The following is a 26,071-nucleotide window of genomic DNA, read 5'->3' as shown; positions in this document are numbered from 1 at the left end:
TGAAGAATCAGGGCTTTTTGCTTTTATCTGTCTTGTTTTTAGTTGCAGCCTACATATTGAACAACATTGGTAAACCACTACTCAAAGACGGATGGCATTTGAATCAAACGCTAAGCGGATTGGCTTGGTATCTCCACGACATTGTTAGGCACTTTATCTAGCCCCTTTGCTGCTAACCACTTTTCTAAATCGTCAGCGCCTCCAACATACTTTCCATCCAACCAGATCTGCGGCACTGTTACCGGCGTTTTTTCTCCAATGATGGCCTTTACTTCGGGGATCATGCGATACAAAGCAGCGCTGTCTTTAACCACGTCATGATACTCGTATTGAACACCAGCATCGTCAAGTAGTTGTTTCGCTTTGACACAGTAAGGGCAGGTGGCTTTACCATAAACAATGTTGCCTTTTAGCTCATCGCGTTTGACCCATTCAGCGATAACTGATTGCACAAGCACGCCCCGGTTTAGCGCTTCCCCTTGGCTGACCACTTTTCCTTCGACAAGAAGAATCGGTGCATGCCAGGCCCCTGCTTTTAATGGTTCCCACCAATGTGATAACCAATCTTTTACTTCCAGTTCAACGGGGACATCAGCGAGTTCGTTTTTAAAAGTATCCGTCAAAATATCTTTAGTTAACGTACATTCACCACAAGGAATATTGACTTTGAATGGACCCCAACTACCAGCCCAGCGGTACAGTGTAATTTTGATTGGTTGACTCATATGGTGTTCCTCATTTCCTTTCCTGAAAATATAGAACCTTGAAATTAGACTTTTCTTTCAACTAGCTTTGTCTTTTTCGCTTCCCAGTGCGTAATAAACGCAATGGAGGCAATAATAATCGCGGCGCCTAGCCATAAACGACCAGGTGGTACCCAGCCAAACACCAACCAGCCAGCAACGACATTCAAAGGCAGTTTTGCGTGATCAAATGGTTGCACAAACGAGGCGTCTGCTACTGCATATGCTTTAACGATAGCCCATTGAGCGAGTGCAGTAAGCGCGCCTGCGGCTAAAAGTACGCCCCATATCGTCCAGGTATTTGGCATCGTAAATGTCGGTATTGCCAATAAGATATTAAACGGCGTTATCAGCAGTAATAAATAGACAACCATGGTTGAGGGCGGATCGTTGACCGACATTTTCTTTACCATCAGAGAATACGCTGCCCAGAAAAATGCGGCGCCAACAGGAAGCAGGGTCGCCCATGTAAATGAATCTGCCCACGGCTCAAGAATGATCATAGCACCAACAAACCCTGTTAATGTTGCTAACCAGCGTGCAGTACCTACCTTCTCTTTGAGTAACAAGCCAGATCCAACCGTTGCAAATAATGGAGAGGTCATCAGCAGCGCAATGCCTTGCCAAATCGGAACTGGATAAGCGAGTGCCCAAAGCCAAAGCTGAATCCCGATAACAGAGAGAAAAATACGGAAGGCATGCCAACCAAAGTGTTGGGTTCTTAGTGAGCGTCTAATTCCAAGTGTACGCAGATAGGGCAGAATGACAAATAAGGCAATAGCGTATTGGAATAACGCGAATGTGGTGGAAGAGACACCAAAGTTGATGCTAGCAATTTGGGCGAAGCTGTTCACTATGGCGAATGCCAAGCCAGCTGTTAGCATCCAGGACGCACCTTGAACAGGATGATGATTCAATTGAAAAATTCCAGTTTGATAGAGGTGGCGGGATCATACGTCCTATTGTTTTTCGCGCCAATAAAAAAATGCCTCCCAGAGGGAGGCGACATTACCAATTCAAAGGACGTGCCTGTTATAACAGGTACAAAGAACGAGAAGCACAAACGCTGCCATGCATTTGCATAATTAGTATTGCAGAACGCGTGCCAATTTTTATTTATTTGATTTTAATGGGATTTTTGTTTTAGTTCGGTTGGCTATTAGGAGAAATGCACTAACTTAGTGACAAATCGCATTAAAAGAGGGCAGAAGTATGAGTCGCTACGCTCCTTTTTCATTGCTGAGCGATGCTTGGATAGTGTGAAAACTTATTGAGTTATCTTGGGTTACACAAAAAATGGCCAGCAAAGGTGCTGGCCAAGTGGACTCGCTCTTAGGACAAGAGTGAATTAGAAATCGTAACGTACGCCTAGGCGCAGTGTATCTTCGCCTTCTGTTACTAGACCTGTTGTTGCATCTTTTGCTTCGTCAAGTTGGTTGATGTAGTAAGACAGGTAAGTACGGAAGTTGCTGTTTAGTTTGTAGTAACCAACAAGCTCGATACCTTCAACGGTGTCGTATTTTGAACCGTTGTCTGGATCATTTTCTTGAGCTGTGTATAGCGCAGCAAGTGTCACTTTGCTCGCTACTTTGTAGCTTGCTACTAACTCGTAAGCCGTAAAGTCTTCAGCGTCAGTCAAGGAACCTTGAGAGTAAGTACCTGCTAGGTATAGGTTATCCATCGAGTAGGCGATACCACCTAGAATTTGATCTTCAGAGTTGTCTTTATCTACGTCGCCACCAGAATATGCAAGACCGAGGTCTAGGCCCATTGGCAGTGAGTACATTCCAGAGATGCCGTATTTATCTTCGTTATCACTAGAGTTTGCTTGGTAGGTTGCTTGCAGTTGTAGTGCATCAAACGCACCACGGTATGCGAAAACGCTGTCTTGCTTATCAGAAGACGAATCGATAACTTGCTGAACACCAGAGAACTCAGTGATATCCGTCATGTCAGAGATGATGACTGCAGCCATGTCTTGACGACCTACAGAGAAAGCACCGATATCAGAGTCGACACCTGCATACATGTAGCGGTTTTTGAATTCACTCTTGCCCGTTTTTTGCTCGGCTTCGTAAACACCGAATGCAGAAAGGCCATTGCCGATGTCCGTTTTACCTTTTAGATTAAGACGAGCGCGGCTTTTATCTTCCATTGAGCCTTCAACTTCAGCACCACCTGAACCGATGAAGTCACCACGGAACTCAACGCGGCCGCCAACTTTTAATTCAGTACCGTCGTTTTTGTATACTGTTGCTGCGAATGATGGTGCTGATACCAATGCTGTAAGAATTGCAGTAGTTAGTGCTGCCTTTTTCATTTTCTTATTACCCTAGTTGTAATCGATGGGCTTTCTTGCCCGATGTGTTGATGACGCTAAGGTAAACGCTGAAAATGAAAGATAGATTTCTGTTAAGTTATGATTTGGTTGCACTTTTATTGCTGGCGAGAATAAGTGCCCCTTCTTATATCTCTTATAAAAAGAAAGGTTTTATCTTTTTTGAGGTTTTTCTGCCTTCTATTGGAGACCGTGCTTTTTTCAAAAAGTTCCTGAACCTATTTTTGTTCCAAAATGTAAGTAAATATTTCATTTTGACGGGAAAGTTATTTTCAAAAGTTGGGTTCATCAAGTATTTGTGAGCTCTCTCTCGTTAAAGCATTTCTTTTTGTAAGGTTTTTACGCCTGGATTTTTTTCGGATAAGTAAACGTTTGCTTTTTAGTTTTTTGCTGAGAATTTTTCACTCGGTTATCAGGAACTAATCAAATAAAGTGTCGGCAGTTGTTACACAAAGGTAAATCCATTCTGGCGGAAAAGATGCCCCAGAGGGCCTTTGTATTCCTTTCTGTGTTCATCATTTCGTTTTACGAAAGTGAATCAGAGCTGGGTCTAAAACTGACTAACCAACTAATAAGTAATGGATTTAGAAATGAATAAAAAATTATTAGCAGCGGCAATCGCAGCAGCAACTTTCGGCACTCAAGCAGTGGCAGTGGAACTTTATAATAACGATGGCACAACATTTTCGATGGGCGGCCACGTTTCTGTTAACTTAAATGGTTCAGAGCAAGGTGACACGGATGTTGGTACTAACTCTCCTCGTATCAATATCTCTGCGACACAAGATTTAGGCAATGGCTTCACCGCAGACGCACGTGGTGAATGGGCTCTAAACTACTTAGATGGCGGTGAAGAGTCGTTTAAAACTCGTCTAGGTTACTTAGGTTTAACACATGAGGTTTACGGTCGTGCAGTAGGTGGTACGCAATGGTCACCTTACTATGATGTAGCAGGCATCGCGGATATGCCAATTGCGTTTGCGAATGACTTCATTTACGACGATCACGGAAACCTAGGCACAGGTCGTGCGGATAAAATGCTGTCTTATCGAAATGGCTTTGATTTAGGCGAAGCAGGTGCGATTAACGTTGGTCTTGGGTGGCAAGGCGCAAATGATGAATACACGCGTAACGACGCAGGTACTATCACTGGTGGTCTTAAATACGATGACCGCATGCAAGTTGCGCTTTCTTACGCAATCATGGGCGCGAAAATTGGCTACTCATACAACGGTGGTGACTTCCAACACCCTGCTTACACAGGTAAACACACCGCAGAATCACATGTTGTGTCTGCATCTTACGGCGCTTACGGCCAAGGTCTGTTCCTTGCCGCGGTATATGGTTCAAATGAAAATATGAACTTCAGTGTAAATGGCGACCGTTTGGCGGAAAGTGATGCGTACGAAGCGATCATCGCATACGCTCTAGCGAACAGCTTAAACTTGAGCGTTAACTACGAGATGGTTGAAGGTAAAGAGTTCAAAAATTCTAAAACAGAAACCGCTCGTGAGGAAATGGCACTGCAGGCAGAGTACAACTTCACGCCTAAATTTGTTGGTTACGCGGGTTACCAGTTTGACCTAAATGATGACCATGGTCGTGAAACTGATGACAAATGGGCGATAGGTGCTCGTTACTACCTATAATAGGATTTAGCGAGAACAATCATTCACCCTTATTGATTTAAAGCCAGCCTCGTGCTGGCTTTTTTGTCTATTTGTTTTGTAAATACCGTGATGTTTCAATTAGATGATACAAAACTCAAAACGGGGTGAATGTCTTATTTTTCACATTAGAGGATGGGATTTAGTGTCGTTAAGTCAATAGGTTAGATTATGATGAGGTTTTTGTTTTGCAGGGAAGAGCGATGAGCGTTATTCAAGTTGAAGAAAAGAAAGTAGAAGTGGGTAAAGTGCTTTGTGTTGGGCGAAATTACGTTGAACATATTCATGAGCTTGATAATGCGATCCCTGAGCAAATGGTGGTATTTAATAAACCCGCGACTTCCGTATCGACGACTCTGCGTTCATTTCATCAAGAGCCTCTTCATTACGAGGCTGAAATCTGTTTTCTGATCAAAGATGGACGTTATTCAGCGGTCGGTTTGGGATTGGATCTGACCAAGCGCGGTTTGCAGTCTTCACTTAAACAACAAGGGTTGCCCTGGGAGCGTGCTAAAGCGTTTGATGGCTCCGCAGTGTTTAGTCGATTTGTCTCTTTGGATAACATTGATATTAATGATCTTAACCTAGAGCTCTTGATTAACTGCGTTCGTGTACAAAAAGGTCACGTTAACCAGATGCTCTATCCGCCGCTAACCATTTTGGATGAATTAACGAGTTACACAACACTTCAAGATGGCGATGTGGTAATGACCGGCACACCAAAAGGAGTTGGTGAGGTGCATCAAGGTGACATCTTCCTTGGACGATTAAAGTGTGGTGATGTCACCTTTTTGGAGATTGAGTGGGTGGCGGATTAAAGCCAAATTCGCAGAACGAGAAATACCACCATGCTGATCACCGTCGTTAAAAGAACATTTTTAGTAAAGTACGCGATTAACGCAGCCAGCAAGGCAGCCAATAAAAATGGGTTGTGCACATTCACGCTGAGTGCTCCATCGGGAATAAAAACGATAGGCGCCCAGATCGCAGTGAGTACCGCAGGGCTGGCGTAGTTGAGCACTTTTTGTGTACGTGTCCCTAATCGCAGTGGTAGCTTGGGTTCTAAAAACAAGTAGCGGCTGGTGAAAACAAGTCCCGTCATCAGTAAAATAGACAACATGATCATTAGTGTTTCTCCTGTACTTGTTCCACAAAGTAGCCTGTAAGCATGGCTAAAATGCTCGAAATCATCAAACTTCCTTCCACTTGGTAATAGGTTAGGGCGACCGAGCTCACTAATGCCACGACAGCACTCGCGAGCACCGCCATATTTTTAATAGTCGGAACTACAATTGCGATAAAAGTCGCGGCCACAGCAAATTCCAATCCCATTTCGTTCAGTTCAGGGATCAGGCTTCCCGCAATAATGCCCGTCAATGTCGCGATATTCCAAAACAGGTAAAAACTCAGACCAGCCCCAAGTGCATACCAGCGATTAAATTGTTTATCGGAATGGTGGCCTACAATTGCAAACAGCTCGTCAGTAAGTAAGAAGCCGAGTGATAATCGCCATTTTAGAGGAAGCGGTGCAATTTTACTGCGCATCGATACACTGTAGAGGAAGTGTCGAGAGGTGATAAAAAACGTTGTCAGTAACATGGTCACTAGACCTGCTCCCGATTTAATCATCCCCATCGCGACGAGCTGCGCGGAACCTGCGAACAGAATGGCGGATAGTGCTTGTCCTTCCAAAGGGTGAAGCCCAGTATCAATCGCGAATGAGCCTGCGAGTAAACCCCAAGGTAACACCGCGATACTCAGTGGCATCATCGCAAGTGTGCCTTGCCAAAATAGCGCAGCTTTTGATTCTTCTTTTAGCAGCAAAGTGTGGTCCATAGTTTATTCTTAGTTGTTCCAAAATCAGGCTATCAAGGTAACGTGGTAGCGGCATAACGCCTTGTACAATATTGCTCTTTAGCTGTGACGAATGTATTGACCGGGCGTGACGCCCATGGCTTTTTTAAAGTGTCGATGCAGGTGGCTTTGATCATGGAAGCCACATTCTTGCGCTACATCTGAAATTTTTTGTCCAAGTTTGAGCAACTTCTTCGCCATTCGTAAACGTTGTTGAATTTGATAAGCATGGGGAGGGAAGCCAAACTGTTTTTGAAACTCTCTTAGCAAATGAAAAGGGCTTAACCCAGCCAGTTTTGCGAGCTCTTCTAGCGATACGTCCGTTTGCGGGAAGTCTTCCAAAAACTCTTTGACCAACTGTATTTGTCGCTGAGCTCTGGTTGATTCTTTGAGCGGTGCCCGGTGGGTGCTGTGTTTGCTGGCTAGTTTGATCAACGTGCCGTAAATCAAAGTTTCTCGTAGTAGTCGGTTGTCTGATTTTTCTAGCGTTTCAAAAACCAATCGCAACTGATTTGCTAGTTCAGGATCATAAACCACAGGTTGAGGGAAATAGGGCAGCGCTACATTTTGTGAACCAAGCTCTTGCCCCAAGGTCTGAAACTGCTGTGGTACGGGGTACATTGCTTTGTATTCCCAACCGCCTTCTGAGGCCGAATGCCCGTTGTGTACTTCATCGGCATTAACAAGGATGATGCTGTCCTGTGGCGCGATATGATTTCCGCCTGTTCGAAAGAACTGCTGTGCTCCCTTCTCGATGACGCCAATAGTGTAACCCTCGTGACTATGGCGTGAGAAATTCTGCTTCTCGTACTTTGCATCGAGCAGTTCTAAACCACCGAGCTCTTGAGCTATCTTGAAGGTAGCGATTTCCTTATTCTTTTCTTTCATCTTTATCCGGTCTGCTCAAGAAAATCATCTTAGAAGTGTAACGGATCCATCGTGCTTATTTTTGTACAAAATTGCTATTCGATTTTTATAAATAGGCGAATTGATTGTTATTTTTCGTCCTGGCAAACTATGATTTTTATTTTCTGAATTATCTTGGTGATTTTGGGCTGGCTGTTGTCATTTTGTTGGTATAACATTCGCCGCTTTGTTGTAGAAAAAGCGGTTCCATCATGATTGATTTATCTGTACTTCCTGTTTATCTCACCGCAGTAGTGGCTTTGTTGCTGTTACCAGGGCCCGATATGTTGCTTATCGCGAGCTCTAGTATGAGTTACGGTAAGAAGGTCGGTCTGTTTGCTAGCTTAGGCAATGCGACGTCTGGTGTTATTCTTACTTTGCTTGCTGCAATGGGAGTATCTACCCTGATTGCAATGAGCCCAATCGCCCTTAAAGTCCTTCATCTCTTAGGTGGCGCTTACTTGTTAAAAATGGGTTGGGACTGCTTACGAGCTGAGGCATCTTCGGCTCCAGAGCTTGATGGTCAAAACAAAATGGCGTCAACTTATTATCAACGTGCTTTGATGAGTAATTTGCTTAACCCTAAAGCGTTGGTATTTTTTGTGATGTTTTTGCCGCAGTTTGTCTCAAGCAATATTACAGCGTCTTCTGGTGAGCAGATGCTAGCACTAGGGTTATTGTTAAACGTCCTTGGCTTGTCATTCAATTTATTACTTGTTGGGCTGGCAGGCACATTGGGTAAGGGGCTGCTCGAGAACGAAAAATTCCGCACGTATCAACATAAACTAATGGGTTTAGTGTTCGTTATTCTCGCGTTGTGGATGCTGAGCAGTTTCGCCTTGTAAAGTTATCATATTCCACCAGAAAGCCAGCAATTGCTGGCTTTTTGTTTTAGGATATTGGTGTTTCCTAAGGAGAGGATGTATGAAGCTTGAATTTTGTTTAAATCCAGATCAAACAGACCTTGATTCTGTTCGTGAAGGTATTCGATCTTATAACCGACTGCATTTGCCTGAAGGGGAAGTGCATGCTGTGGGATGTTTTGCTAAAGATGAGAATGGCAAGACCATGGGTGGTCTGACTGGCGAAATGTTTAAAAACACGGTGTTTGTTGAGTTTTTGTGGGTAGATGCTGAAAGTCGGACATCTGGTATCGGTAGCCAGTTAATGTCAATGTTAGAAGAAAAAGTAAAGCCTCACGGGGTTACCCATGTTTATTTGGATACCTACAGCTTCCAAGCTCTCGAATTCTATCTCAAATTGGGTTTTGAAAAAGTAGGGCAGTACTCAGGCTATCCTGCAGAGGGCATCCACAAGTACTTTCTACAAAAGGAAATTGTAAGCTAGGGAAAAGCACTGGTTAGCTTGACTTGTTCTAGTCAAAATCAAAAAAAGAGGCGCGAATTTGCGCCTCTTATCGTATCAGATGTCTCTGCTTCTCTTTGACTTACAAACTTGTCTGATGCGCGTCGATAAGTTCGTTCATCTTCGCCTCTGCCGCTTGCTGTGCTTGTGCATAGCTCATATCCGCAGGGAAGAGGTTGATGACTTCGTAGTAACATTTTAGTTTTGGCTCAGTACCCGAAGGGCGAACAATCACGCGAGATTGATCTTCTAGGTGATAAATCAATACGTCACTTGCTGGTAAGTCAATGGATTCTTCTGAGCCGTCATCAAACATGCGAACTGATGTTTTTAGATCTTCGGTTACTGCAACTTTTTTACCAGCAATCTCTGTTGGTGGATTTGCTCGGAGTTTGTCGCCGATTGGTGGAGAGTTCGGGTCGAGAGCGATGCTGCGTTGCGCGTTGAAGTAGAAACCGTGCTCGCGGTAAAGCTCTTCCAGTTTATCCCATAGTGTTTTGCCTTGAACTTTAAGTTTACCTGTTAGCTGGGCAAATGCGACGATTGCAGATAAACCATCTTTATCCCACACCTTGTTACCTACCGTATAACCGAGCGCTTCTTCATAAGCAAACAAGAATGGATTGGCTTCTGTCTCTTGCTCCATGGCAACGTTAGTAAGCCATTTGAAGCCTGTTAACGTTTGGTAGTATTGGGCGCCATGCGCTTTGGCAATGCTACTCAGCATTCTTGATGATACGATGGTGTTGCCAACCAGAGCGTTAGGTTGCTGTTCTAGCAAGTAATCGCCAAACAGTGACCCCACTTGGTCACCGGTTAACATTTGGTATTCGCCATCTGGGCGTTTTACCGCCACTGCAAAACGGTCGGCATCTGGATCGTTGGCACAAGCGATATCAGCATCTACAGATTTACCCAACGCCATCACCATATCCATTGCTCCCGCTTCTTCAGGGTTTGGGAAGTTGACGGTTGGGAAGCTGCCATCAGGTTCGCGCTGTTCCTTAACACTTGCCACTTTTTGGAAGCCTGCGTCTGCGAGGAGCGTTTCCGCCATATTCGCCCCAACGCCATGCATCGCAGTGTAAGCGATAGAAATATCGGTGTTGTTGTCAGGAGTAAGCAGCGCGTTTTCGTTCATCGTTTTACGGTAAGTTTGGTAGTAGTCGTCTTCCAACCAAACTAACAAACCGTGCTGTTTTGCATCATCGAGAGACATTAAAGGTAATGGCTTCGTTGTTGCGTCATCAATTTTCGCTGCGATTCCAGAGTCGTGTGGAGGAATGATTTGTGCGCCATTCTCCCAATATACTTTAAAGCCATTGTACTCTGGTGGATTGTGGCTAGCGGTAACAACAACAGCGGCCGCAGCATTCAATGTACGGACACCAAATGCAACAATTGGGGTCGCTGCGACGTCGTACGTCAAGTACACCTTGATGCCAAGGGCAGTCAGTACGGAAGCGGTATCATGCGCGAATTGTTTCGAATCAGGACGACCGTCGTAGCCAATAACGACACCACGACTTGTGGCATCTTTGACTTGCTCTAGCAAATAGTTTCCTAGGCCAGTGGCTGTCTCTTGGATCACCAAACGGTTCATTCGGTTTGGACCTGCGCCCACTTTGCCGCGTAACCCTGCTGTACCAAAGGCAAGGCGCGATCCAAAGCGATCAGTAAGCTCTTGTTCATTATTTGTATCGACGAGGTGTTGTAGCTCTTCGCGAGTCTTAGGATCAGGGTCTCGTTCTAGCCATTGAGTAATTAGTGCTGTCATATCAATCATTCCTTAGTAGGGGGCGCCTACTTTCTTGGACACTTCGTTTTGTAAGTATCTCAATGTTTTCTTTTAAATTAATGTAAATGGTTCTCAATTACATTTCAAAGAGGGCAATCGATAAACCGAATTAATTTTTTTATCCGAACAAAATTTAATCATATTTAATTTCTTGAAGAACCTTGGAACTATAACTAGCCTTTTAACATAAATATAACAAACCGTGTCGAAATCGTAGTTTTTGTGATTTTTCGTAAAGTTGTTCGATATTTGCATCGGGACGCAAGGAAGCTCGCGCAAGCGTAGCGGCTGAGCAGAGGAGAGATCTTTTGAAAAGATTAACGACTACTCTAGCCTTATCACTGAATGTGATTTTAATCACATTCTCCTCTTTCAGTTGGTCAAAGGAAAGTGACTACAACATGACCAAAGGGGTCACAGCGATAAGTGGGCAAGTGTATGAATTACATATGCTGATTTTCTATATCTGCTGCGTAATTGCTTTGATTGTATTTGGTGTCATGTTCTATTCCATCTTTCGTCATCGCAAGTCAAAAGGAGCAGTTGCCGCACATTTCCACGAAAGTACAAAAGTGGAAATTATCTGGACAGTCATACCTATCATCATTCTTGTCGCCATGGCGATTCCCGCAACGAAAACTTTAGTCGCAATGGAAGACACAAGCCAATCAGATATCACGGTCAAGATCACAGGCTCGCAATGGAAATGGCATTACAGCTATTTTGGTGAAGATGTTGAGTTCTTCAGTTTGCTTGCCACCAGCCAAAAGCAAATTGATGGTATCGAGACAAAAGGCGCGCATTATCTATTGGAAGTAGACAACCCTTTGGTGTTGCCTGTGAATCGCAAAGTGCGTTTTTTGATGACTTCTGATGATGTTATTCACTCATGGTGGGTGCCGGATTTTGCTGTCAAGAAAGACACCATCCCTGGTTTTATTAATGAAGCATGGACAAGAATTGATGAGCCAGGCGTATATCGCGGTCAATGTGCGGAGCTATGTGGTCGTGCACACGGGTTCATGCCGGTGGTGGTGCATGCGATGGAAGAAGAAAAGTTTGATGAATGGTTAGCGAGTAAGAAGGAAGAAATCGCACTTCAAAAAACGGCGGCACAAGAGGCGCTCTCTCAAGACTTATCCATGGATGAGTTGATGTCGCAGGGCGAATCTATATACACGGCGCGTTGTGCTGTGTGCCATCAGGCTAATGGTGAGGGGATTCCGGGGGCATTTCCCGCGATTAAGGGCAGCCCTATCGCAACAGGCCCAATTTCAGAGCACATTGATGTGATTGTGAATGGCCGTCCGGGCACTGCAATGCAGTCTTTTTCGAACCAGTTAAGTGACAAAGAAATTGCTGCGGTCATCACATACCAGCGAAATGCATGGGGCAACGACACTGGTGATAGGGTGCAAGCATCCGATGTGAATGCCTTTAAGGCACAAGGCAGTGCTAAGGAGGAAATATGAGTAAGCCAATAGATAAGGCAGTGAAGTCTGCTCCAGCGGAAGCCAGTGCAAACAGTACCATTGCGATTGATGATGGCCATGATCATCATGCTCCCCAAGGTATTGCTCGTTGGCTGTATTCCACAAACCATAAAGATATTGGCACCCTGTACCTTTGGTTTAGTTTTGCGATGTTTCTGACTGGTGGTGCGATGGCAATGGTCATTCGTGCCGAACTATTCCAGCCTGGACTTCAGCTGGTTGATCCACAGTTTTTTAATCAAATGACTACGGTACACGGTTTGGTGATGGTGTTTGGTGCTGTGATGCCAGCATTTACGGGCCTTGCTAACTGGATGATTCCAATGATGATCGGTGCTCCAGATATGGCGCTACCTCGCATGAACAACTTGAGCTTTTGGATTCTACCTTTTGCATTTCTTATTTTATTGAGCTCGTTGTTTTTACCTGGCGGCGGCCCCGATTTTGGCTGGACGTTCTATGCTCCGTTGTCCACGACTTATGGCCCAGATAGCACCGCGCTGTTTGTATTCTCTGTTCACATCATGGGTATCAGCTCCATCATGGGCGCGATAAACGTTATCGTGACGATAGTAAATATGCGAGCTCCGGGAATGACTTGGTTCAAGTTACCAATGTTTGTTTGGACTTGGTTAATCACCGCTTTCTTATTGATCGCGGTTATGCCGGTATTAGCGGGTGCGGTGACGATGGTTCTTACTGACAAATATTTCGGGACTAGCTTCTTTGATGCAGCTGGTGGCGGCGACCCGGTGATGTTTCAACACATCTTTTGGTTCTTTGGTCACCCAGAAGTGTACATCATGATTTTACCGTCGTTTGGCATCATTTCTGCCATCCTTCCTGCTTTCAGTGGCAAGAAGCTGTTTGGTTATCATTCGATGGTTTACGCGACGTGCAGCATTGCGTTGTTGTCTTTCCTTGTGTGGGCGCATCACATGTTTACAACGGGGATGCCAGTTTTTGCTGAGCTTTTCTTTATGTATTGCACCATGCTGATTGCGGTACCAACCGGGGTGAAAGTCTTTAACTGGGTCGCCACCATGTGGCGTGGGGCTCTGACATTTGAAACGCCAATGTTGTTTGCCATTGCCTTTATTGTGCTCTTTACGATTGGCGGTTTCTCAGGGTTGATGCTGGCGATTGTGCCGGCGGATTTCCAATATCATGACACTTACTTCGTGGTTGCGCATTTCCACTATGTGTTGGTATCTGGTGCTGTATTCTCGATTATGGCGGCTGCGTACTATTGGCTACCTAAGTGGACAGGCAATATGTACGACCACAAGCTGAGTTTGTGGCATTTCTGGTGCTCGATTATTTCAGTTAATGTTTTGTTTTTCCCGATGCACTTTCTAGGTTTAGCGGGTATGCCAAGACGTATCCCGGACTACGCTATTCAGTTTGCTGATGTCAATCAAATCGTCTCCATTGGTGGATTTGCGTTTGGGTTGTCACAATTGATCTTTTTATGGGTGGTGATTAAGTGTATTCGTGGCGGTGAAAAGGCCGCTGCAAAACCGTGGGAACGGGCGGAGGGCTTAGAATGGACGGTGCCAAGCCCGGCGCCCCATCATACGTTTACTACGCCGCCTAAAGTCGATTAAAAACGAAGGGGTGAGTGAGATGAAACCGAATCCATCAAACAAAAAGCTCACAGTGAAGTTGCTTTTAGCGACCCTTTTGATGTTCGGGTTTGGCTACGCACTTGTCCCATTGTATGACGTAATGTGCGACGCACTGGGTATCAATGGAAAAACAAGTGAAGTGGCCGCCATTCAACCAACTGGTATGCAGCCAGATATGAGCCGAACCATTCGCGTGGAGTTTATGGCGCATGTAAGCCCCGATATGCCTTGGGAGTTTAAACCCAAAGTGATTTCGATGGACGTTCATCCCGGTGAAGTCGTGCAAACCGAATACCTTGCATTTAATGAAAGCGGGCAGAAGTTGGTAGGGCAAGCCGTTCCCTCTGTTTCTCCCGGGAATGGTGCCGCTTATTTCAATAAGATTGAGTGCTTTTGTTTTAACCAACAGCCTTTGGATGGCAAACAACATGCTCAAATGCCGTTGATTTTTTATATCGAACCGGACTTACCGGAGTCGATACACACGTTAACGCTGTCTTACACACTCTATAAACTTCCCCCTCCTACAGGTTCTTAGCCACTCAAGGAGAGAGATACAGACCAAGGCTGGTCAGTAAGGAGAGAAATTATGAGTAACAAGCCAGGAACATATTATGTTCCCGCTCAAAGTAGCTGGCCGATCATCGGTGCGTTTGCTCTATTTTTAGTTGCCGTTGGTGCAGGAATGACCGTTCAGGGGACACAAAGTGAAGGGGCTGTGGGAACCATTGGTAGCATTGTGCTAGCGGTAGGTTTTCTGTTCTTGCTTTACATGTTGGCGGGCTGGTTTAGTAATGTGATTACTGAGTCTCTGAGTGGAAAGTACAGCTCGCAAATTACTCGTTCTTTTCGCCAAGGGATGAGCTGGTTCATCTTCTCTGAAGTGATGTTTTTTGGTGCCTTTTTTGGTGCGTTATTTTACGCCAGGATGATTTCTGTGCCTTGGTTAGGTGGGGCAGATAACAACTTCATGACCAACGAGGTTTTGTGGCCAACCTTCGAAGCAATGTGGCCACTAACACTGACTCCGGGTGGAGAAACAACACAAGCTATGCCGTGGCAGGGTATTCCCCTTACTAATACTATTTTGCTGCTATTGTCGTCGATTACGCTACATATGGCGCACATAAGCCTTGAAAAAGACAAAAGAACGGCACTGATTGTTTGGTTGGAAATCACCATCGTGCTTGCGGGCTTTTTCCTATATTACCAAGCGGTCGAGTATGCTCATGCTTATCAAGAAATGGGGCTCACGTTGCAATCTGGTATCTACGGAAACACCTTCTTTATGCTGACTGGTTTTCACGGTTTGCACGTCTGTCTTGGGACGATTTTCTTAATCGTATTATTGCTCCGAATCGCTAAAGATCATTTTTCGTCTAATAACCATTTTGCCTTCCAAGCAGGTAGTTGGTATTGGCACTTTGTGGATGTGGTTTGGTTATGTCTATTTGTGTTTGTGTACGTGCTGTAGGTGCATTGGGCGATTAGTAAGGACGGGGATTCGGAGCCAGCCAGCCTGAACTGAGCGCAATAAGTAGAAGGATAACTACTAAAGCGGAGAACATGACTCGACGGCCTAAGTAATGACTCATAGGTTTGTCTCTTTTTTCGGGATTATCTGGGTCTTCACGAACCATTTCGATAAGCGCTTTTGCGAGGTTGAAGATAATGAAAAGCAGCAAAAGGACAAGCGTCAGTTTGAATAGAAATACGGTGGACATAGCACCTCCGGTTTCATCGTTGTTGTCATCGAGACAATTATGGCTATCGAAACGGTTTTGGGTTGCAGTTGGTTTAACTGTGGTTGTGTTTTCTCTTTTGGTCAAACTGGGTTTTTGGCAGCTTGAGAGAGGGCAAGAAAAACAGGCTTTGGAACAAGCCATTCTTGCGCGAGCGGATAGTGCGTACCAAGCATTAGGCGAAGTTCTTGAAGAAAACGATTGGAGAGAAGGCAGCATTCTCGGGAAGAAAGTGGAAGCTAATGTTGTTCCTCAGGCGTTTCCCGTGATTTTACTGGATAACCAAACGCATCAGGGCAATGTGGGCTATTTAGCATTTCAGATTGTCTCTATGAGTGATGAATCAGGAACCTATGCATTATTAGAGCTTGGTTTTGTGGAGGGAATAGCAGATCGTTCAATATTACCAACCGTCACAACACTCGAAGTGTCGACCTTTATCTCGGGACGTCTGTACCGAAAATCTGCTAACCCGTTGAGCTCTGAATTAATGCCAGAAGTTGGCGATGCCATTCGTGTGCAGAACCTGAATATCGTGCATCTGAATCAGCTACTTAATATTGAACTTATGCCCGCAGTCTTGCAGCCAGACAATCTAAAAAATTGGCCTTACGACTTTCCTTGGAACCCATTGCCGCTCAACAGCGCCAAGCATTTCGGTTATTCGATTCAGTGGTTTTCGATGGCGGGCGTTTTCTTATTATTGACCTTAATTGTTTTTGTTCGTTGGCAAAGAAAGTTGCGTCACATGGAGGTGAAGCATGACATCTAAAGTAACCAAAGGGCGGCTAATGTTGATTGCGTTGGTGTGTACGTTTGCGCTTCCTGCCGTCATCGCTAAGGTCATTCTCACCCAAGGGTGGTATCAAAGCGGTGTGACCAATAGAGGTGTGTTAGTTGAACCATACACCACGTTAGAGCTACTTGGTCAAGAGTCACCACTCAAGGAGCACGGGTGGCAACTCGCTTATGTTTTACCTAATGAGTGCACAGAACAATGCAGGCAGCAGCTTTACCTGCTTCAGCAAAGCCATGTCGCTTTAGGAAAATATCAAGGGCGTGTGGTGCCGGTGCTTTGGCAGACAGAGTTGTCCGGTACCGTAGATATATCGATGACGACAATGCAAATGAATCAATCGGTTACCGCCAAAGTGAAACCCGGACAAATGTTAATCGTTGATCCTCTGGGGCAATTGGTGATGTCTTACTCGCTAAAACCGAATGAAGATTTAGTCTCGTTCAACAAAGGTATGTTGGCGGATTTACGCAAGCTCTTAAAATTGTCACGAGTTGGTTAGAAAGGGGCGTATATGAAGTTAATTCAGTTGGTTAAATTCAGTTTGCTCCTAACTTTCGTGGTGATCATGTTAGGCGCGTATACTCGCCTTTCTGATGCAGGGTTAGGTTGCCCTGATTGGCCCGGCTGCTATGGGCACCTTGGTGTGCCTCATCAAGAAGAAGACGTAATACGTGCCAATCTTAATTTCCCTGAACGGGCTGTCGAGCATGAGAAGGCATGGCTTGAAATGATTCATCGCTATTTTGCGGGAACGCTGGGTCTGGTCATTTTTGCCATGACAATGATATCAATGAGGTCAGAGCGCGTGAATCCTACTATTCCGATGCTGCTCAGTGTACTGGTGGTCGGGCAAGCACTTTTGGGGATGTGGACCGTGACGCTCAAATTAATGCCAGTCATCGTAATGCTTCATCTGCTTGGTGGATTTACTTTACTGGTTCTGCAGGCGATTTTTTACTGCCAGTTAAAAGCGCAAAATAATCTCTATTTTTCTCCATCTTCCAGCTCGCTACGAGGCTTCTCATTATTGGTTTTTCTGATTGTTTTTATGCAGGTGCTGCTCGGAGGGTGGACTTCGTCAAACTATGCCGCGCTCATGTGCACCTCACTGCCTATTTGTGAGGGAGATTGGATGAGTCATCTCTCATGGAAAGAGGCGTTTTCTTTCTGGCAAACCGGATTCGAGAATTACGAGTTTGGTGTATTGGAGTATCCGGCAAGAATGACCATACATGTTACGCATCGCCTCGGTGCGATTGTCACCGCTACCGTCGTATTGGCTTATAGCATTATGCTCATGAGGCAAGATTCCCATCATTCACAGCGCATTGGAGGATGGTTACTACTCTCTTTAGCGTGTCAAATTATGTTGGGTGTGAGCAACGTTGTATTCCAACTTCCTATTTATGTCGCCGTGGCACATAACTTGGGTGCCGCCATTATGTTGAGTCTTGTTTGTGTGAGTCAGTTTTATTTGTGGCAGGGCAAAAAAGCTTGGAGTTACACCGCGAAAGGAGTTCGCTATGAGTAAAGAAATCGCACTGTCGTTAAATGAGCGAAAGCGACTAAGTTCCGTTTATTTGAAGTTAACGAAGCCTAAAGTAGTCGCATTAATGCTGGTGACGGCCGTTGTCGGGATGAGTTTAGCGCCTGTTACTGAGTTTCCTTGGTTGCAGGCGGCGGTTGGCCTAACAGGCATTGGTTTGATGGCAGGCTCCGCGGCAGCGTTTAATCATCTGATTGACCGCCGCATTGATGCGAGAATGGCTCGCACACACAAACGTCCGTTGCCATCGGGTGAAGCTAAGCCGTTATCGGTGATAACCTTTGCGACGGCTTTAGGCGTCATAGGTTTTTTCTTTTATATGCTCTGGTCAACCCACTGACGGCATGGCTGACTTTGATGAGTTTACTCGGCTATGCAATGGTGTACACCATGTACCTCAAACGCGCTACTCCGCAAAATATCGTAATTGCAGGTATTGCGGGTGCGATGCCGCCTCTTCTCGGTTGGACTGCCGTAACAGGACAGTTGCATGCGAATGCTTGGCTGCTTGTGATGATCATTTTTATCTGGACGCCACCACACTTTTGGGCACTCGCAATTCATCGCGTAGAGGACTATCGTAAGGTGGATATTCCAATGTTGCCAGTAACACATGGTATCGAGTACACCAAAACTTCTATTCTGTTGTATACGGTGTTGTTGACGTTGGTTTGTGTGCTGCCGGTGTTGGTTGGAATGGTCGGCGTAGTTTATCTTTTTGCCTCGTTACTACTTAACGCTGGCTTTATGTACCATGCATGGAAGCTAAAATACGCGCCAGAGCCCAATACCGCGATGGAGACGTTTAAATTTTCTATCTATCACCTTTTTGCGTTGTTCATTGCATTGCTTTCGGATCACTATATTGGCTTGTAGCCTCTCTTTAAACAGAAAACGCCGCGTGGCTCGCGGCGTTTTTGGTTTTGATAGTTTGGCTTTTATGCAAAGTTTCTAGAATTATTGAATCTCTAACAATTCAACATCAAAGATCAAAACACTTGCTGGTGGAATTGGGCCTGAGCCACTTTTGCCATAACCGAGCGTGCTTGGTACGAAAAGGCGGATTTTTTCACCTTCGACCATGTATTGCAGGCCTTCTTGCCAGCCTTTAATGACTTGGTTAAGACCAAACGAAATTGGCTCACCGCGATTAACGGAGCTATCAAACACAGTGCCATCAATCAACGTGCCGTGGTAGTGCACTTTGACTTTACTTGTCGCGGTTGGGTGAACCTCACCTTCGCCTTTTTCAAGAACAATATATTGAAGACCACTTTCTGTTGTAATGACGCCTTCTTTCTTCGCATTCTCGAGCAAGAATGCTTGGCCTTTCGCAAAGTTTTCATCCGCTACTTTATGGTTTGTCCAAGTACGGTAAATGAAAAAGCCCGCCAGAATGAAAATAATGAGAGGAAACAAAAATTTAGACACGTAAGCTCCTTGTCTATTTAGGTTGTTTTAGCAAATAGTTAATGGTTTCTGCCATGGCTTCGACGCTGTCATGACCACCAGTAATGACTTGGTATTTTCCGTTAACGATAAAGGCTGGAACGGAGTTAATTTGGCCGCGAGTCGTGACCGCTTCTGCCTTAGTGATGTACTCAAACAGCGTTTTTTGCTGTGCTTCATCTAAATGGTAAGGGCTGATAAGGTTGCGAGACTCAAAGGCTTTCTCTACGGCGATTTGACGTTCCTCAGCAGTCGCATCAGGATCCATTTGTACGGCAGCAAAAAGATCCGCCATAAATGCTTTGTCAGGTGTCGACTCTAGTTGCATGACTGCAGTGTAGAAGATGATGGCGCTTACTTGTGCACTTTCATTGAAAGTTACATGCATTTTTTCAACGCTTTGCTCAGTTAGCGATTCGATTTGAGGGACAAACTCTTCCATTGAACGGCAGTGGCCGCAAGTTAGGGCAAAAGCTTCTGTCAATGGCGCCAAATCATATTCTTCAAGGGATACAGGCAAAACTTCGTATTGTTTGCCTTGCTGAGGCTGAGTGTTGCCGCTATCGCATGCCGACAAAGCCATCATGGCGGCAATCACAGCAAAGCCTTTCGATATGGTTTTTAACATAATAATGCTCTAAGTAAGAAATTTGCGTTAGTTTATCGGTTAACGATAGTGACTAAAACCATTAAATAACAATAAAGTGAGACGATTGGTAACAGACTTTTCCTGATGTGCAGGCTGCAGGGAGGTATTTTGGCATCGCTTTTTATTTGAGAGATACTTGATATTGATTCCAGTGGCATGAACGCTGCATATACAAACCAATCGGTGGATAAAAGCGCTAAAGATTCGGCGTGTTTTGTCGACACAATGGACAAGAGTTTTTCTAAGTTGGTAGTGGTATGAAGCAGTGGTTTTTAATTGTTTGCGGCATTCTGACTGGGTGCAGTAGCCTTGATCAAGACATGGTTCCTGGCGGGAACATTTTAGATACAGCTCCTAAAACAAACACCGAGCTGAGACATCCTGAGTGGGGCTATCCGAGCGCCTCAAGTGTGGTTTCTTCACCTCGCACGTATCAGACTGAGAGCGCATCAGTAAAAAAGTCGCAAAATGTGACCTCTCTGGAAATGTTTCTGAACAGGCACAATATTCCTCATGAGACACTCAGTGGCGGTCACTTAATGATACGTTTGAAAGAGCAAGTGCACTTTCAAACTGGCTCTGCTCAGTTATCAGCGCAATCTCAAGACTGGATTCGAAACATTGGTCACTATCTAGCAGGAAGAACGGATGTGGATGTCGTGATCGATGGCCATGCCGATAGCACGGGAGCTGCCAGCTTTAATGACACGTTGTCAGAAAAGCGAGCTCGTGAAGTGGAAAAGCAACTGCTGGCGACGAGTATTCCTCGTCAACGCGTGTTTTCTAGAGGTTTTGGCGAGTATGTGCCGCAGTGCAGTAATTCGACAGCCAGTGGCAAAGCTTGTAATCGACGCGTAGAGCTAACGCTGATCGTTGATGAGTAAGGCGATGGTTGGTCGATAAACTACCTCGTTTGTTTTCACTAAGCCCTTATGTGTTTACTGGCGTTTCCGCCTGGGAATGAGCAAGAAGAGTGAACCCAAAGGCTAGGCATAGCAACGAGCAGCTAGACTGAATAGAAAAGAGGCACCTGTATGGTGCCTCTTTTACATCCGCCAATGTTCATAGGGGGAACTTAGGCAAATTCTTTTTCAACGTAAGCGACGATGTCAGATGACTCGTATAGCCACTGTGTTTCGCCATCTTTTTCGATACGCAGGCAAGGGACTTTAATTCGTCCACCACCTTGCTCTAGTTCAGCTCGATGAGTCGGGTTATTTTTTGCATCACGTAGCTCAATATTCACTGATTGACGCTTCATTGCACGGCGGACTTTTACGCAAAAAGGGCAAGCTTCAAATTGGTAAAGTGCGTATTGCTTTGCTTTTTCATCAATACGTTGTTGTTCTTCTGCACTGCGTTTAATACCACGAGGTGAGAACACGGCGTTCAGCAATAAGATAACCTTGCCTAAAATCCAACGGATAAACTTCATAATGATCCCTTGATGTTCATTGGGTAATTGTCCTTTAAAAATGCAATAATGATGCTTGTTGCATTGAGCGTGAAGTCTATCAGTTGTTTGAAATGGATAAAACCATGTATTTTATGCGGAAAATAAGCGTTTTAACCTGCCCCAAAAACCGCTAGTCGAAGCTGGACTGGCTTCTCTACCTAGATAAAAGCTTTGCATCAGTTCGGTTCTGAATGCATCAACATCCATGCGTTTTACAACAAGCTCGTGTTGCAATGTATTCTGAGTTTGCTCGGCATGATCGTGCGCCAAGCTAAAGTCCATATTCAAATAGCCTTGAGTATAAAGCCAAAGGTGGGTTATCAAGATAAGGTCTTCTGCGGACTGGTTAGTGAACTTATCCGCGTGCTCATCACCCAAGGAGTCAGTCAGCACTTGCTGCATTTGCTGGGCAGAATGCGCATGTTGCTCATAGTTAGCGCTGGCTTCAATATGCGACTTAGTCAAAAGACCAAGCAGGTGAAGAGTAGGCGCCGTGGCGGGTTTGTTCTCACAAACTTTTGTAAACAGTTGTGACTGTTCTTTTAACCAACGTCGCTTTGCCGCTTTATGTTCTTTAACGAAGGGAATTTCTTTGAATCCCATCTCTTGACTCAGTTCACTAAGAGACGTCATGGCTTTTTAGTTCCTTCACCGTTACTTCGACGTGTTGATCGTTGATATCAACAAAAATAGAGCTGCCGGTAATCATAACAGAAAGGCTAGTGCCTCGGTCAAGGTGCTGACAAATCAAGTCGATAGCGTCGTAGTCAAAGCTTTCTACATTGACGGGAAGCATTGAGAACTTTCCTGACATTTTATCCCACCATACCGTCGCTTTAGTGTTATAAGTGTAAACTTTCACATGCTTTGCTAGGCGAGAGGCTTTCTTGATTCTTTCTGGTTCTGGTTCGCCAATTTCAATCCAGTGAGTAATGCTTTGATCATCGCCAACATGCCATAAATCAGGCTCTTCAATTGTAGAAAGCCCTTTCGTAAACTCTAAATTACTTTGAGCGTTTAAGCAGTATGCTAAAACACGAGCCAGCATTCGTTGAGGTTTTTCTGAAGGGTGAAGGGCGATAGTTAGATTTTTAGAATCGTAATAGTCGTTATTCATATCGGAAATGGCGATACGAAATTTATAAATAGTCGGTTTAAGAGCCATGGATTTATATCGTTTTTGTTGGCAAAAATAAGTTATAGACAAAAAAATAGCCAGCTTTAGAAGCTGGCTATCGTATCAAATTCTTTAAGAATTAAAGTACTTTGATTTGCTCTGCTTGAGGGCCTTTTTGACCTTGAGAGATAACAAATTCTACTTTCTGGCCTTCAACTAGAGTACGGAAGCCGTCACCAGTGATTGCAGAGAAGTGAGCAAATACGTCAGGACCGTTTTCTTGTTGAATGAAACCGAAGCCTTTAGTTTCGTTGAACCACTTAACTGTGCCAGTAGCTGTGTTAGACATGTCTATTTCCTAAATATCTAAATAATGTAATCTTTCGCCTCAACGGCGCTTATAGCGTGGAAAAATAAATTGCTATTGCGTACCACAGGACGACGGGTTACAAGTAATCCAACGAAATGTGAAAACAAAGAACTTTCTTTCTAGCCGTGTTTGAGTCTAGGTTAATTCCACGAAGAGTCAACATATATTAGTGCTTTATGGACAAATATTTGTATTTAGTCACTATTTAACCAGCATGTTTTTGATTAAATTTCAAATAAATGACGGTGATGTGAAGTTTTTCAGCATAAAATTCAACTAAATCTATAAATTTGACTTATTTATATAATTATTGTCCAATCTGGTTCGACCATTAAGGAGGATTTATGGCAAAACCTAAAACCAATCCTCAGCCGAATGAGTTACAACACGAGACCGATTTCGGCAGAGGTGAAATCAAGGACAATGCGTTAAAAGCGGTTGTCACCAGTCAATTGTTCAGAACACGAGTAGTAAAAGCGAAAAAAGGTAAAGGCAGCTTCAGTCGGAAAATGAAGCATAGAGGCAAAGAGCCCTATTCAAAGTTCTCCCCGATGTGGATTTTGAATAGGGCTTTTTTATTGATGCTGGTTTTTATCAAACTATTCAAATTCAATGGTTTAGTGTTAGTTAAATCACTCTTATCTCACCTTATACTGGCTAGCTTTCTTCTTAAAACTAGACGCTGAAAAGTACCAAATAAGTACTAAAACCTACTAAGTTAGATTCATATCAATAGGAGCCGCTTCCTGTCCGACACCGCTCTGCTATATCTTTAGATCAGACAAAACAGCCGAGATTATGGTTTAAAAAGACTGGTGAGAAGTAGGTATGTCATCGACGAGTTATGGTACTTATGGTTGCAAGTGTACAAAAGCGTGTGCTTCTTTGTTACTACTATGGCTGTCTATTTGCCCGATGACGTATGCGCACAAGTCAGAGTCTCATTCTTTAATTGTTGCTAACTCCAAAGCTTGGAAGCCATTCTCTTACCTTAGCCCAGACGGTGAACCCAAAGGTATTTTGATCGACTTCTGGAAAGCGTATGCGGCGGACAACCAAATTGATGTTCAGTTTCTGCTTCTTGATTGGGAGGCTTCTTTACAGGCCGTAAAAGAGGGGCGTGCTGACTTTCACGCGGGATTGGTTTACTCATCGGAAAGAGCCGATTACTTGGATTTTGGCGCAGTTATCATGCCCATTCAAACTAAATTATATGTCAATCAAGACGTGCTTTCGATTGATGTCAAAAGTGTTTTAGCTGGTGAAATGACGTTGCCAATTGGTGTCGTTAAAGGAAGTTACGAGTCTGAGTTTATTAAGACGAATTATCCTAATGCGCCTATCGCGGAATACATCAATAACGACACGATGATACAGGCTGCTGTCGATAAGAAGGTGCTGTATTTTGTCGCGGACCTTCAAGTTGCTAACTTTTATATGGCAACTATGCAGGGAGCAGGCATGTTTGTTCCTGTAATAAATTTATATAGTAAAGACCTTCGGATTGCAGCAGGGTTGCATAGTTCTGCTTCCATTTTGGATGTCTCTCGAGCGTTTGAAAAAGTTATCGATACAGATCGAGAAAGGATCCTCAATCGGTGGAGTGTGGTGAAAACGGTCTATCCTCTTTATCTCCTACCTATTGCGATTTTCGTTATGGCGGTTGCGACGCTGTATCATATCTTCGCACTCAAACGCATGGTTGCGCTGCGCACAAGACAATTGACGATTGCCAACCAGAAATTGCTGGAGATGACGTTAACGGATTCCCTAACAAAACTCTACAACCGTAGACACTTGATTGAACAATTGGCGCTCTTGAATCACTTGCAGCGAAGCTTGACGGTAATGGTATTTGATATTGATGATTTTAAATCAATTAATGACCAATACGGTCATCTTGTCGGAGATAGAGCGATAGTGGCCGTGGCTGAAACAGCAAAATCAATGACTGATGAACGTATGACATTGGCGAGAATTGGCGGAGAAGAGTTCGCACTCGTGACGGCATCGCTCTCTGAGCGAGAAGCGCGCAACTTTGCTCAAATGCTCTGCAAAGCCGTGTACGAACAACCTATTATCCTTGGTGGGCAAGCGATTCATTTGAGCATTAGCTTAGGCTGCGCATACTACCCTGAATTTACTCACATCGTGAATTTACAAGACGCTGATCAACTGATGTATCAAGGTAAGTCTGAAGGTAAAAATCGCGCTGTGTTTCAAGTCATAACAGACAGCCAGGTTCAACCTGAGCTTCGTCAAGTCCCTTAGCGTTTTTGAGTCACCAATCGCTATTTCTAAATCCTCACTTGCTATACTCAATTGAATTTAAAATTATTATACCCGTTTCGTTTCAAATTCTAGGTCGTGTCGGTACAAAGGGAAGGTATGTATAAAACGTTTTGTGTTCTCGCTTGTGTACTTCTCTCTTCTTTTTCTTACGCTGAGAGCGCTTTCGATATAGTCCAAAAGTCTGATCAAGCGATGCGCGGGAAATCTAGTTATAGCGAAGCCACCATGAAAATTGTTCGCCCTGACTGGTCACGTTCAATGACCATGAAGAGTTGGACGAAAGGTACGGAATTATCTTTGGTCTTGGTGACTGCTCCGGCGAAAGATAAAGGTAGCGCCTCGTTAAAACGTCATAGAGAAATGTGGAATTGGGTGCCGAGTATAGAGCGAGTGATTAAAATTGCGCCATCCATGCTCAGTCAGTCTTGGATGGGATCAGACTTCACGAATGATGATTTAATTAACCAATCTTCTATTGTTGTCGATTATCAACATCAACTGCTTCAAAGTGAAACCTTTGATGGCGACAAAGTTTGGGTAGTTGATGCACTTGCCAAGCCTGACGCCCCAGTGGTTTGGAGCAAAGTCAGACTGTGGATTTCTCAAACGAGCTTGTTACAGCGCAAAGTCGAGTTTTACGATGAATTTGATGAACTGGTAAATGTTTTGACGACTTACGATGTGAAAACGTTGGGTGGGCGAGACGTTGCGACTCGCATGGAGATGCAGCCGATAGATAAACCAGGAAATAAAACGGTTTTGATTACGCACGAAGCGCAATTTGATTTTGATATCGATGATGACTTTTTCTCCCAGCAGCAAATGAAGGCTCTGCGAGATTAGGGTGGATTTTGGTTTA

At 44.4% G+C, this 26,071-nt stretch carries 29 protein-coding genes and 1 pseudogene; 16 read left to right on the top strand and 14 right to left on the bottom strand.

Annotated elements, in window-relative coordinates; all coding sequences use genetic code 11:
* Window positions 1-110: 110 nt before the first annotated feature.
* The 3 genes from P4S59_RS22570 to P4S59_RS22560 all read right to left on the bottom strand — a co-directional run bounded on the left by P4S59_RS22570 (window position 111) and on the right by P4S59_RS22560 (window position 3,063).
* On the bottom strand, window positions 111-725 hold the full coding sequence (locus P4S59_RS22570; RefSeq protein WP_005391194.1) for a glutaredoxin domain-containing protein: 615 nt from the start codon (window positions 723-725) through the stop codon (window positions 111-113).
* A 44-nt stretch (window positions 726-769) separates the two neighbouring features.
* Complete coding sequence (locus P4S59_RS22565) at window positions 770-1,627, bottom strand: DMT family transporter (protein ID WP_005391192.1); 858 nt, start codon at window positions 1,625-1,627, stop codon at window positions 770-772.
* Between the two features lie 464 nt (window positions 1,628-2,091).
* Entirely contained in the window at window positions 2,092-3,063 is a 972-nt protein-coding gene (locus P4S59_RS22560) for a porin (RefSeq protein ID WP_048625262.1), read from the bottom strand.
* 608 nt (window positions 3,064-3,671) lie between these two features.
* On the opposite strand from P4S59_RS22560, the gene P4S59_RS22555 reads away from it, so the two are divergent.
* Together P4S59_RS22555 and P4S59_RS22550 are read left to right on the top strand one after the other, a co-directional pair.
* Window positions 3,672-4,730 (top strand): porin, encoded by a 1,059-nt coding sequence (locus tag P4S59_RS22555; RefSeq protein ID WP_046873713.1) that lies wholly within the window; start codon window positions 3,672-3,674, stop codon window positions 4,728-4,730.
* Window positions 4,731-4,951: 221 nt separating this feature from the next.
* Window positions 4,952-5,566 (top strand): fumarylacetoacetate hydrolase family protein, encoded by a 615-nt coding sequence (locus P4S59_RS22550; RefSeq protein ID WP_337169095.1) that lies wholly within the window; start codon window positions 4,952-4,954, stop codon window positions 5,564-5,566.
* Here the strand turns inward: P4S59_RS22550 and P4S59_RS22545 are convergent.
* The 3 genes from P4S59_RS22545 to P4S59_RS22535 all read right to left on the bottom strand — a co-directional run bounded on the left by P4S59_RS22545 (window position 5,563) and on the right by P4S59_RS22535 (window position 7,490).
* A complete protein-coding gene (locus tag P4S59_RS22545; protein ID WP_006742072.1) occupies window positions 5,563-5,874 on the bottom strand; it encodes an AzlD domain-containing protein in 312 nt (103 codons plus the stop codon). The genes P4S59_RS22550 and P4S59_RS22545 overlap by 4 nt on opposite strands.
* Window positions 5,874-6,584 carry an AzlC family ABC transporter permease gene (locus P4S59_RS22540; protein WP_337169094.1) on the bottom strand — a complete coding sequence of 237 codons (711 nt, stop codon included), beginning with the start codon at window positions 6,582-6,584 and terminating at the stop codon, window positions 5,874-5,876. The genes P4S59_RS22545 and P4S59_RS22540 overlap by 1 nt, the downstream gene beginning before the upstream one ends.
* A gap of 78 nt (window positions 6,585-6,662) precedes the next feature.
* The gene (locus P4S59_RS22535; protein ID WP_005391184.1) at window positions 6,663-7,490 is read right to left on the bottom strand and encodes an AraC family transcriptional regulator; all 828 of its coding nucleotides are present in this window, start codon (window positions 7,488-7,490) and stop codon (window positions 6,663-6,665) included.
* Between the two features lie 230 nt (window positions 7,491-7,720).
* On the opposite strand from P4S59_RS22535, the gene P4S59_RS22530 reads away from it, so the two are divergent.
* Entirely contained in the window at window positions 7,721-8,353 is a 633-nt protein-coding gene (locus P4S59_RS22530) for a LysE family translocator (RefSeq protein ID WP_005375522.1), read from the top strand.
* A gap of 79 nt (window positions 8,354-8,432) precedes the next feature.
* Window positions 8,433-8,855, top strand: coding sequence for a GNAT family N-acetyltransferase (locus P4S59_RS22525; RefSeq protein ID WP_046873711.1), 423 nt, complete (start codon window positions 8,433-8,435; stop codon window positions 8,853-8,855).
* Between the two features lie 100 nt (window positions 8,856-8,955).
* On the opposite strand, the gene P4S59_RS22520 is transcribed toward P4S59_RS22525, so the two are convergent.
* Window positions 8,956-10,650 carry a phospho-sugar mutase gene (locus P4S59_RS22520; RefSeq protein WP_337169093.1) on the bottom strand — a complete coding sequence of 565 codons (1,695 nt, stop codon included), beginning with the start codon at window positions 10,648-10,650 and terminating at the stop codon, window positions 8,956-8,958.
* 329 nt (window positions 10,651-10,979) lie between these two features.
* Between P4S59_RS22520 and coxB the strand changes: the two genes are divergently transcribed.
* From coxB to P4S59_RS22500, 4 genes are read left to right on the top strand one after another with little or no spacing between them, the layout of a single operon-like run.
* On the top strand, window positions 10,980-12,143 hold the full coding sequence (gene coxB / locus P4S59_RS22515; RefSeq protein WP_337169092.1) for a cytochrome c oxidase subunit II: 1,164 nt from the start codon (window positions 10,980-10,982) through the stop codon (window positions 12,141-12,143).
* Window positions 12,140-13,771, top strand: a complete 1,632-nt coding sequence (ctaD, locus tag P4S59_RS22510; protein ID WP_048625255.1) for a cytochrome c oxidase subunit I — start codon at window positions 12,140-12,142, stop codon at window positions 13,769-13,771. Before coxB ends, ctaD begins: the two co-directional genes overlap by 4 nt.
* Window positions 13,772-13,790: 19 nt before the next feature.
* The gene (locus tag P4S59_RS22505) at window positions 13,791-14,330 is read left to right on the top strand and encodes a cytochrome c oxidase assembly protein (RefSeq protein ID WP_065645779.1); all 540 of its coding nucleotides are present in this window, start codon (window positions 13,791-13,793) and stop codon (window positions 14,328-14,330) included.
* A gap of 51 nt (window positions 14,331-14,381) precedes the next feature.
* Complete coding sequence (locus P4S59_RS22500) at window positions 14,382-15,266, top strand: cytochrome c oxidase subunit 3 (protein WP_114322885.1); 885 nt, start codon at window positions 14,382-14,384, stop codon at window positions 15,264-15,266.
* 13 nt (window positions 15,267-15,279) lie between these two features.
* Here P4S59_RS22500 and P4S59_RS22495 read toward each other — a convergent pair whose 3' ends face one another.
* Window positions 15,280-15,516 carry a DUF2909 family protein gene (locus tag P4S59_RS22495; protein ID WP_005391169.1) on the bottom strand — a complete coding sequence of 79 codons (237 nt, stop codon included), beginning with the start codon at window positions 15,514-15,516 and terminating at the stop codon, window positions 15,280-15,282.
* Between P4S59_RS22495 and P4S59_RS22490 the strand changes: the two genes are divergently transcribed.
* The 4 genes and pseudogenes from P4S59_RS22490 to cyoE all read left to right on the top strand — a co-directional run bounded on the left by P4S59_RS22490 (window position 15,509) and on the right by cyoE (window position 18,755).
* Window positions 15,509-16,306 (top strand): SURF1 family protein, encoded by a 798-nt coding sequence (locus tag P4S59_RS22490; RefSeq protein ID WP_374042341.1) that lies wholly within the window; start codon window positions 15,509-15,511, stop codon window positions 16,304-16,306. The two genes, P4S59_RS22495 and P4S59_RS22490, sit on opposite strands and share 8 nt — an antisense overlap.
* Window positions 16,296-16,832 carry a cytochrome oxidase biogenesis cluster protein gene (locus P4S59_RS22485; RefSeq protein WP_337169091.1) on the top strand — a complete coding sequence of 179 codons (537 nt, stop codon included), beginning with the start codon at window positions 16,296-16,298 and terminating at the stop codon, window positions 16,830-16,832. The genes P4S59_RS22490 and P4S59_RS22485 overlap by 11 nt, the downstream gene beginning before the upstream one ends.
* 12 nt (window positions 16,833-16,844) lie before the next feature.
* Entirely contained in the window at window positions 16,845-17,864 is a 1,020-nt protein-coding gene (locus tag P4S59_RS22480) for a COX15/CtaA family protein (RefSeq protein ID WP_337169090.1), read from the top strand.
* Window positions 17,857-18,755 (top strand): annotated as a pseudogene (gene cyoE, locus P4S59_RS22475) (heme o synthase). Before P4S59_RS22480 ends, cyoE begins: the two are co-directional and overlap by 8 nt.
* Before the next feature lie 81 nt (window positions 18,756-18,836).
* Here the strand turns inward: cyoE and P4S59_RS22470 are convergent.
* Both P4S59_RS22470 and P4S59_RS22465 read right to left on the bottom strand, forming a co-directional pair.
* Window positions 18,837-19,310 (bottom strand): FKBP-type peptidyl-prolyl cis-trans isomerase, encoded by a 474-nt coding sequence (locus P4S59_RS22470; RefSeq protein WP_005391162.1) that lies wholly within the window; start codon window positions 19,308-19,310, stop codon window positions 18,837-18,839.
* Between the two features lie 13 nt (window positions 19,311-19,323).
* Window positions 19,324-19,956 (bottom strand): thiol:disulfide interchange protein DsbA/DsbL, encoded by a 633-nt coding sequence (locus P4S59_RS22465; RefSeq protein WP_337169089.1) that lies wholly within the window; start codon window positions 19,954-19,956, stop codon window positions 19,324-19,326.
* A gap of 278 nt (window positions 19,957-20,234) precedes the next feature.
* Here P4S59_RS22465 and P4S59_RS22460 point away from each other — a divergent pair, with 278 nt between their 5' ends.
* Window positions 20,235-20,861 (top strand): OmpA family protein, encoded by a 627-nt coding sequence (locus tag P4S59_RS22460; RefSeq protein WP_282149815.1) that lies wholly within the window; start codon window positions 20,235-20,237, stop codon window positions 20,859-20,861.
* Between the two features lie 191 nt (window positions 20,862-21,052).
* Here the strand turns inward: P4S59_RS22460 and P4S59_RS22455 are convergent, their stop codons facing one another.
* The 4 genes from P4S59_RS22455 to P4S59_RS22440 all read right to left on the bottom strand — a co-directional run bounded on the left by P4S59_RS22455 (window position 21,053) and on the right by P4S59_RS22440 (window position 22,899).
* Window positions 21,053-21,412: a glutaredoxin family protein gene (locus tag P4S59_RS22455; protein WP_053809555.1), complete on the bottom strand. Its 360-nt coding sequence runs from the start codon at window positions 21,410-21,412 to the stop codon at window positions 21,053-21,055.
* A gap of 111 nt (window positions 21,413-21,523) precedes the next feature.
* Window positions 21,524-22,066: a hypothetical protein gene (locus tag P4S59_RS22450; RefSeq protein WP_124007598.1), complete on the bottom strand. Its 543-nt coding sequence runs from the start codon at window positions 22,064-22,066 to the stop codon at window positions 21,524-21,526.
* Window positions 22,053-22,598, bottom strand: coding sequence for a YaeQ family protein (locus P4S59_RS22445; RefSeq protein WP_005391156.1), 546 nt, complete (start codon window positions 22,596-22,598; stop codon window positions 22,053-22,055). The genes P4S59_RS22450 and P4S59_RS22445 overlap by 14 nt, the downstream gene beginning before the upstream one ends.
* Window positions 22,599-22,689: 91 nt before the next feature.
* Window positions 22,690-22,899, bottom strand: a complete 210-nt coding sequence (locus tag P4S59_RS22440) for a cold-shock protein (protein WP_005375625.1) — start codon at window positions 22,897-22,899, stop codon at window positions 22,690-22,692.
* Between the two features lie 365 nt (window positions 22,900-23,264).
* On the opposite strand from P4S59_RS22440, the gene P4S59_RS22435 reads away from it, so the two are divergent.
* The 3 genes from P4S59_RS22435 (at window position 23,265) to P4S59_RS22425 (ending at window position 26,055) form a co-directional block, all read left to right on the top strand.
* Window positions 23,265-23,606 (top strand): alternative ribosome-rescue factor A, encoded by a 342-nt coding sequence (locus P4S59_RS22435; RefSeq protein ID WP_145472084.1) that lies wholly within the window; start codon window positions 23,265-23,267, stop codon window positions 23,604-23,606.
* Window positions 23,607-23,748: 142 nt separating this feature from the next.
* Complete coding sequence (locus tag P4S59_RS22430) at window positions 23,749-25,191, top strand: transporter substrate-binding domain-containing diguanylate cyclase (RefSeq protein WP_337169088.1); 1,443 nt, start codon at window positions 23,749-23,751, stop codon at window positions 25,189-25,191.
* A 117-nt stretch (window positions 25,192-25,308) separates the two neighbouring features.
* The gene (locus tag P4S59_RS22425; RefSeq protein WP_046873698.1) at window positions 25,309-26,055 is read left to right on the top strand and encodes an outer membrane lipoprotein-sorting protein; all 747 of its coding nucleotides are present in this window, start codon (window positions 25,309-25,311) and stop codon (window positions 26,053-26,055) included.
* The last annotated feature ends 16 nt before the right edge of the window (window positions 26,056-26,071 follow it).

It is taken from the genome of Vibrio sp. M60_M70, assembly GCF_037162085.1.
GTDB classification, from domain to species: domain Bacteria; phylum Pseudomonadota; class Gammaproteobacteria; order Enterobacterales; family Vibrionaceae; genus Vibrio; species Vibrio diabolicus.
This window is presented reverse-complemented; position numbering and strand designations above follow the sequence as displayed.

Bases quoted from the DNA above. Each gene is read 5' to 3' on its own strand.
- P4S59_RS22535 (WP_005391184.1), bottom strand. From the start codon at position 7,490: ATGAAAGAAAAGAATAAGGAAATCGCTACCTTCAAGATAGCTCAAGAG.
- P4S59_RS22495 (WP_005391169.1), bottom strand. From the start codon at position 15,516: ATGTCCACCGTATTTCTATTCAAACTGACGCTTGTCCTTTTGCTGCTT.
- P4S59_RS22445 (WP_005391156.1), bottom strand. From the start codon at position 22,598: ATGGCTCTTAAACCGACTATTTATAAATTTCGTATCGCCATTTCCGAT.
- P4S59_RS22485 (WP_337169091.1), top strand. From the start codon at position 16,296: ATGACATCTAAAGTAACCAAAGGGCGGCTAATGTTGATTGCGTTGGTG.
- P4S59_RS22505 (WP_065645779.1), top strand. From the start codon at position 13,791: ATGAAACCGAATCCATCAAACAAAAAGCTCACAGTGAAGTTGCTTTTA.
- P4S59_RS22460 (WP_282149815.1), top strand. From the start codon at position 20,235: ATGAAGCAGTGGTTTTTAATTGTTTGCGGCATTCTGACTGGGTGCAGT.
- P4S59_RS22430 (WP_337169088.1), top strand. From the start codon at position 23,749: ATGTCATCGACGAGTTATGGTACTTATGGTTGCAAGTGTACAAAAGCG.
- P4S59_RS22465 (WP_337169089.1), bottom strand. From the start codon at position 19,956: ATGTTAAAAACCATATCGAAAGGCTTTGCTGTGATTGCCGCCATGATG.
- P4S59_RS22555 (WP_046873713.1), top strand. From the start codon at position 3,672: ATGAATAAAAAATTATTAGCAGCGGCAATCGCAGCAGCAACTTTCGGC.
- P4S59_RS22540 (WP_337169094.1), bottom strand. From the start codon at position 6,584: ATGGACCACACTTTGCTGCTAAAAGAAGAATCAAAAGCTGCGCTATTT.
- P4S59_RS22450 (WP_124007598.1), bottom strand. From the start codon at position 22,066: ATGACGTCTCTTAGTGAACTGAGTCAAGAGATGGGATTCAAAGAAATT.
- P4S59_RS22525 (WP_046873711.1), top strand. From the start codon at position 8,433: ATGAAGCTTGAATTTTGTTTAAATCCAGATCAAACAGACCTTGATTCT.
- P4S59_RS22550 (WP_337169095.1), top strand. From the start codon at position 4,952: ATGAGCGTTATTCAAGTTGAAGAAAAGAAAGTAGAAGTGGGTAAAGTG.
- P4S59_RS22570 (WP_005391194.1), bottom strand. From the start codon at position 725: ATGAGTCAACCAATCAAAATTACACTGTACCGCTGGGCTGGTAGTTGG.
- P4S59_RS22565 (WP_005391192.1), bottom strand. From the start codon at position 1,627: ATGCTAACAGCTGGCTTGGCATTCGCCATAGTGAACAGCTTCGCCCAA.
- P4S59_RS22520 (WP_337169093.1), bottom strand. From the start codon at position 10,650: ATGACAGCACTAATTACTCAATGGCTAGAACGAGACCCTGATCCTAAG.
- ctaD (WP_048625255.1), top strand. From the start codon at position 12,140: ATGAGTAAGCCAATAGATAAGGCAGTGAAGTCTGCTCCAGCGGAAGCC.
- P4S59_RS22425 (WP_046873698.1), top strand. From the start codon at position 25,309: ATGTATAAAACGTTTTGTGTTCTCGCTTGTGTACTTCTCTCTTCTTTT.
- P4S59_RS22560 (WP_048625262.1), bottom strand. From the start codon at position 3,063: ATGAAAAAGGCAGCACTAACTACTGCAATTCTTACAGCATTGGTATCA.
- P4S59_RS22435 (WP_145472084.1), top strand. From the start codon at position 23,265: ATGGCAAAACCTAAAACCAATCCTCAGCCGAATGAGTTACAACACGAG.
- P4S59_RS22530 (WP_005375522.1), top strand. From the start codon at position 7,721: ATGATTGATTTATCTGTACTTCCTGTTTATCTCACCGCAGTAGTGGCT.
- P4S59_RS22500 (WP_114322885.1), top strand. From the start codon at position 14,382: ATGAGTAACAAGCCAGGAACATATTATGTTCCCGCTCAAAGTAGCTGG.
- P4S59_RS22480 (WP_337169090.1), top strand. From the start codon at position 16,845: ATGAAGTTAATTCAGTTGGTTAAATTCAGTTTGCTCCTAACTTTCGTG.
- P4S59_RS22545 (WP_006742072.1), bottom strand. From the start codon at position 5,874: ATGATCATGTTGTCTATTTTACTGATGACGGGACTTGTTTTCACCAGC.
- P4S59_RS22455 (WP_053809555.1), bottom strand. From the start codon at position 21,412: ATGAAGTTTATCCGTTGGATTTTAGGCAAGGTTATCTTATTGCTGAAC.
- P4S59_RS22440 (WP_005375625.1), bottom strand. From the start codon at position 22,899: ATGTCTAACACAGCTACTGGCACAGTTAAGTGGTTCAACGAAACTAAA.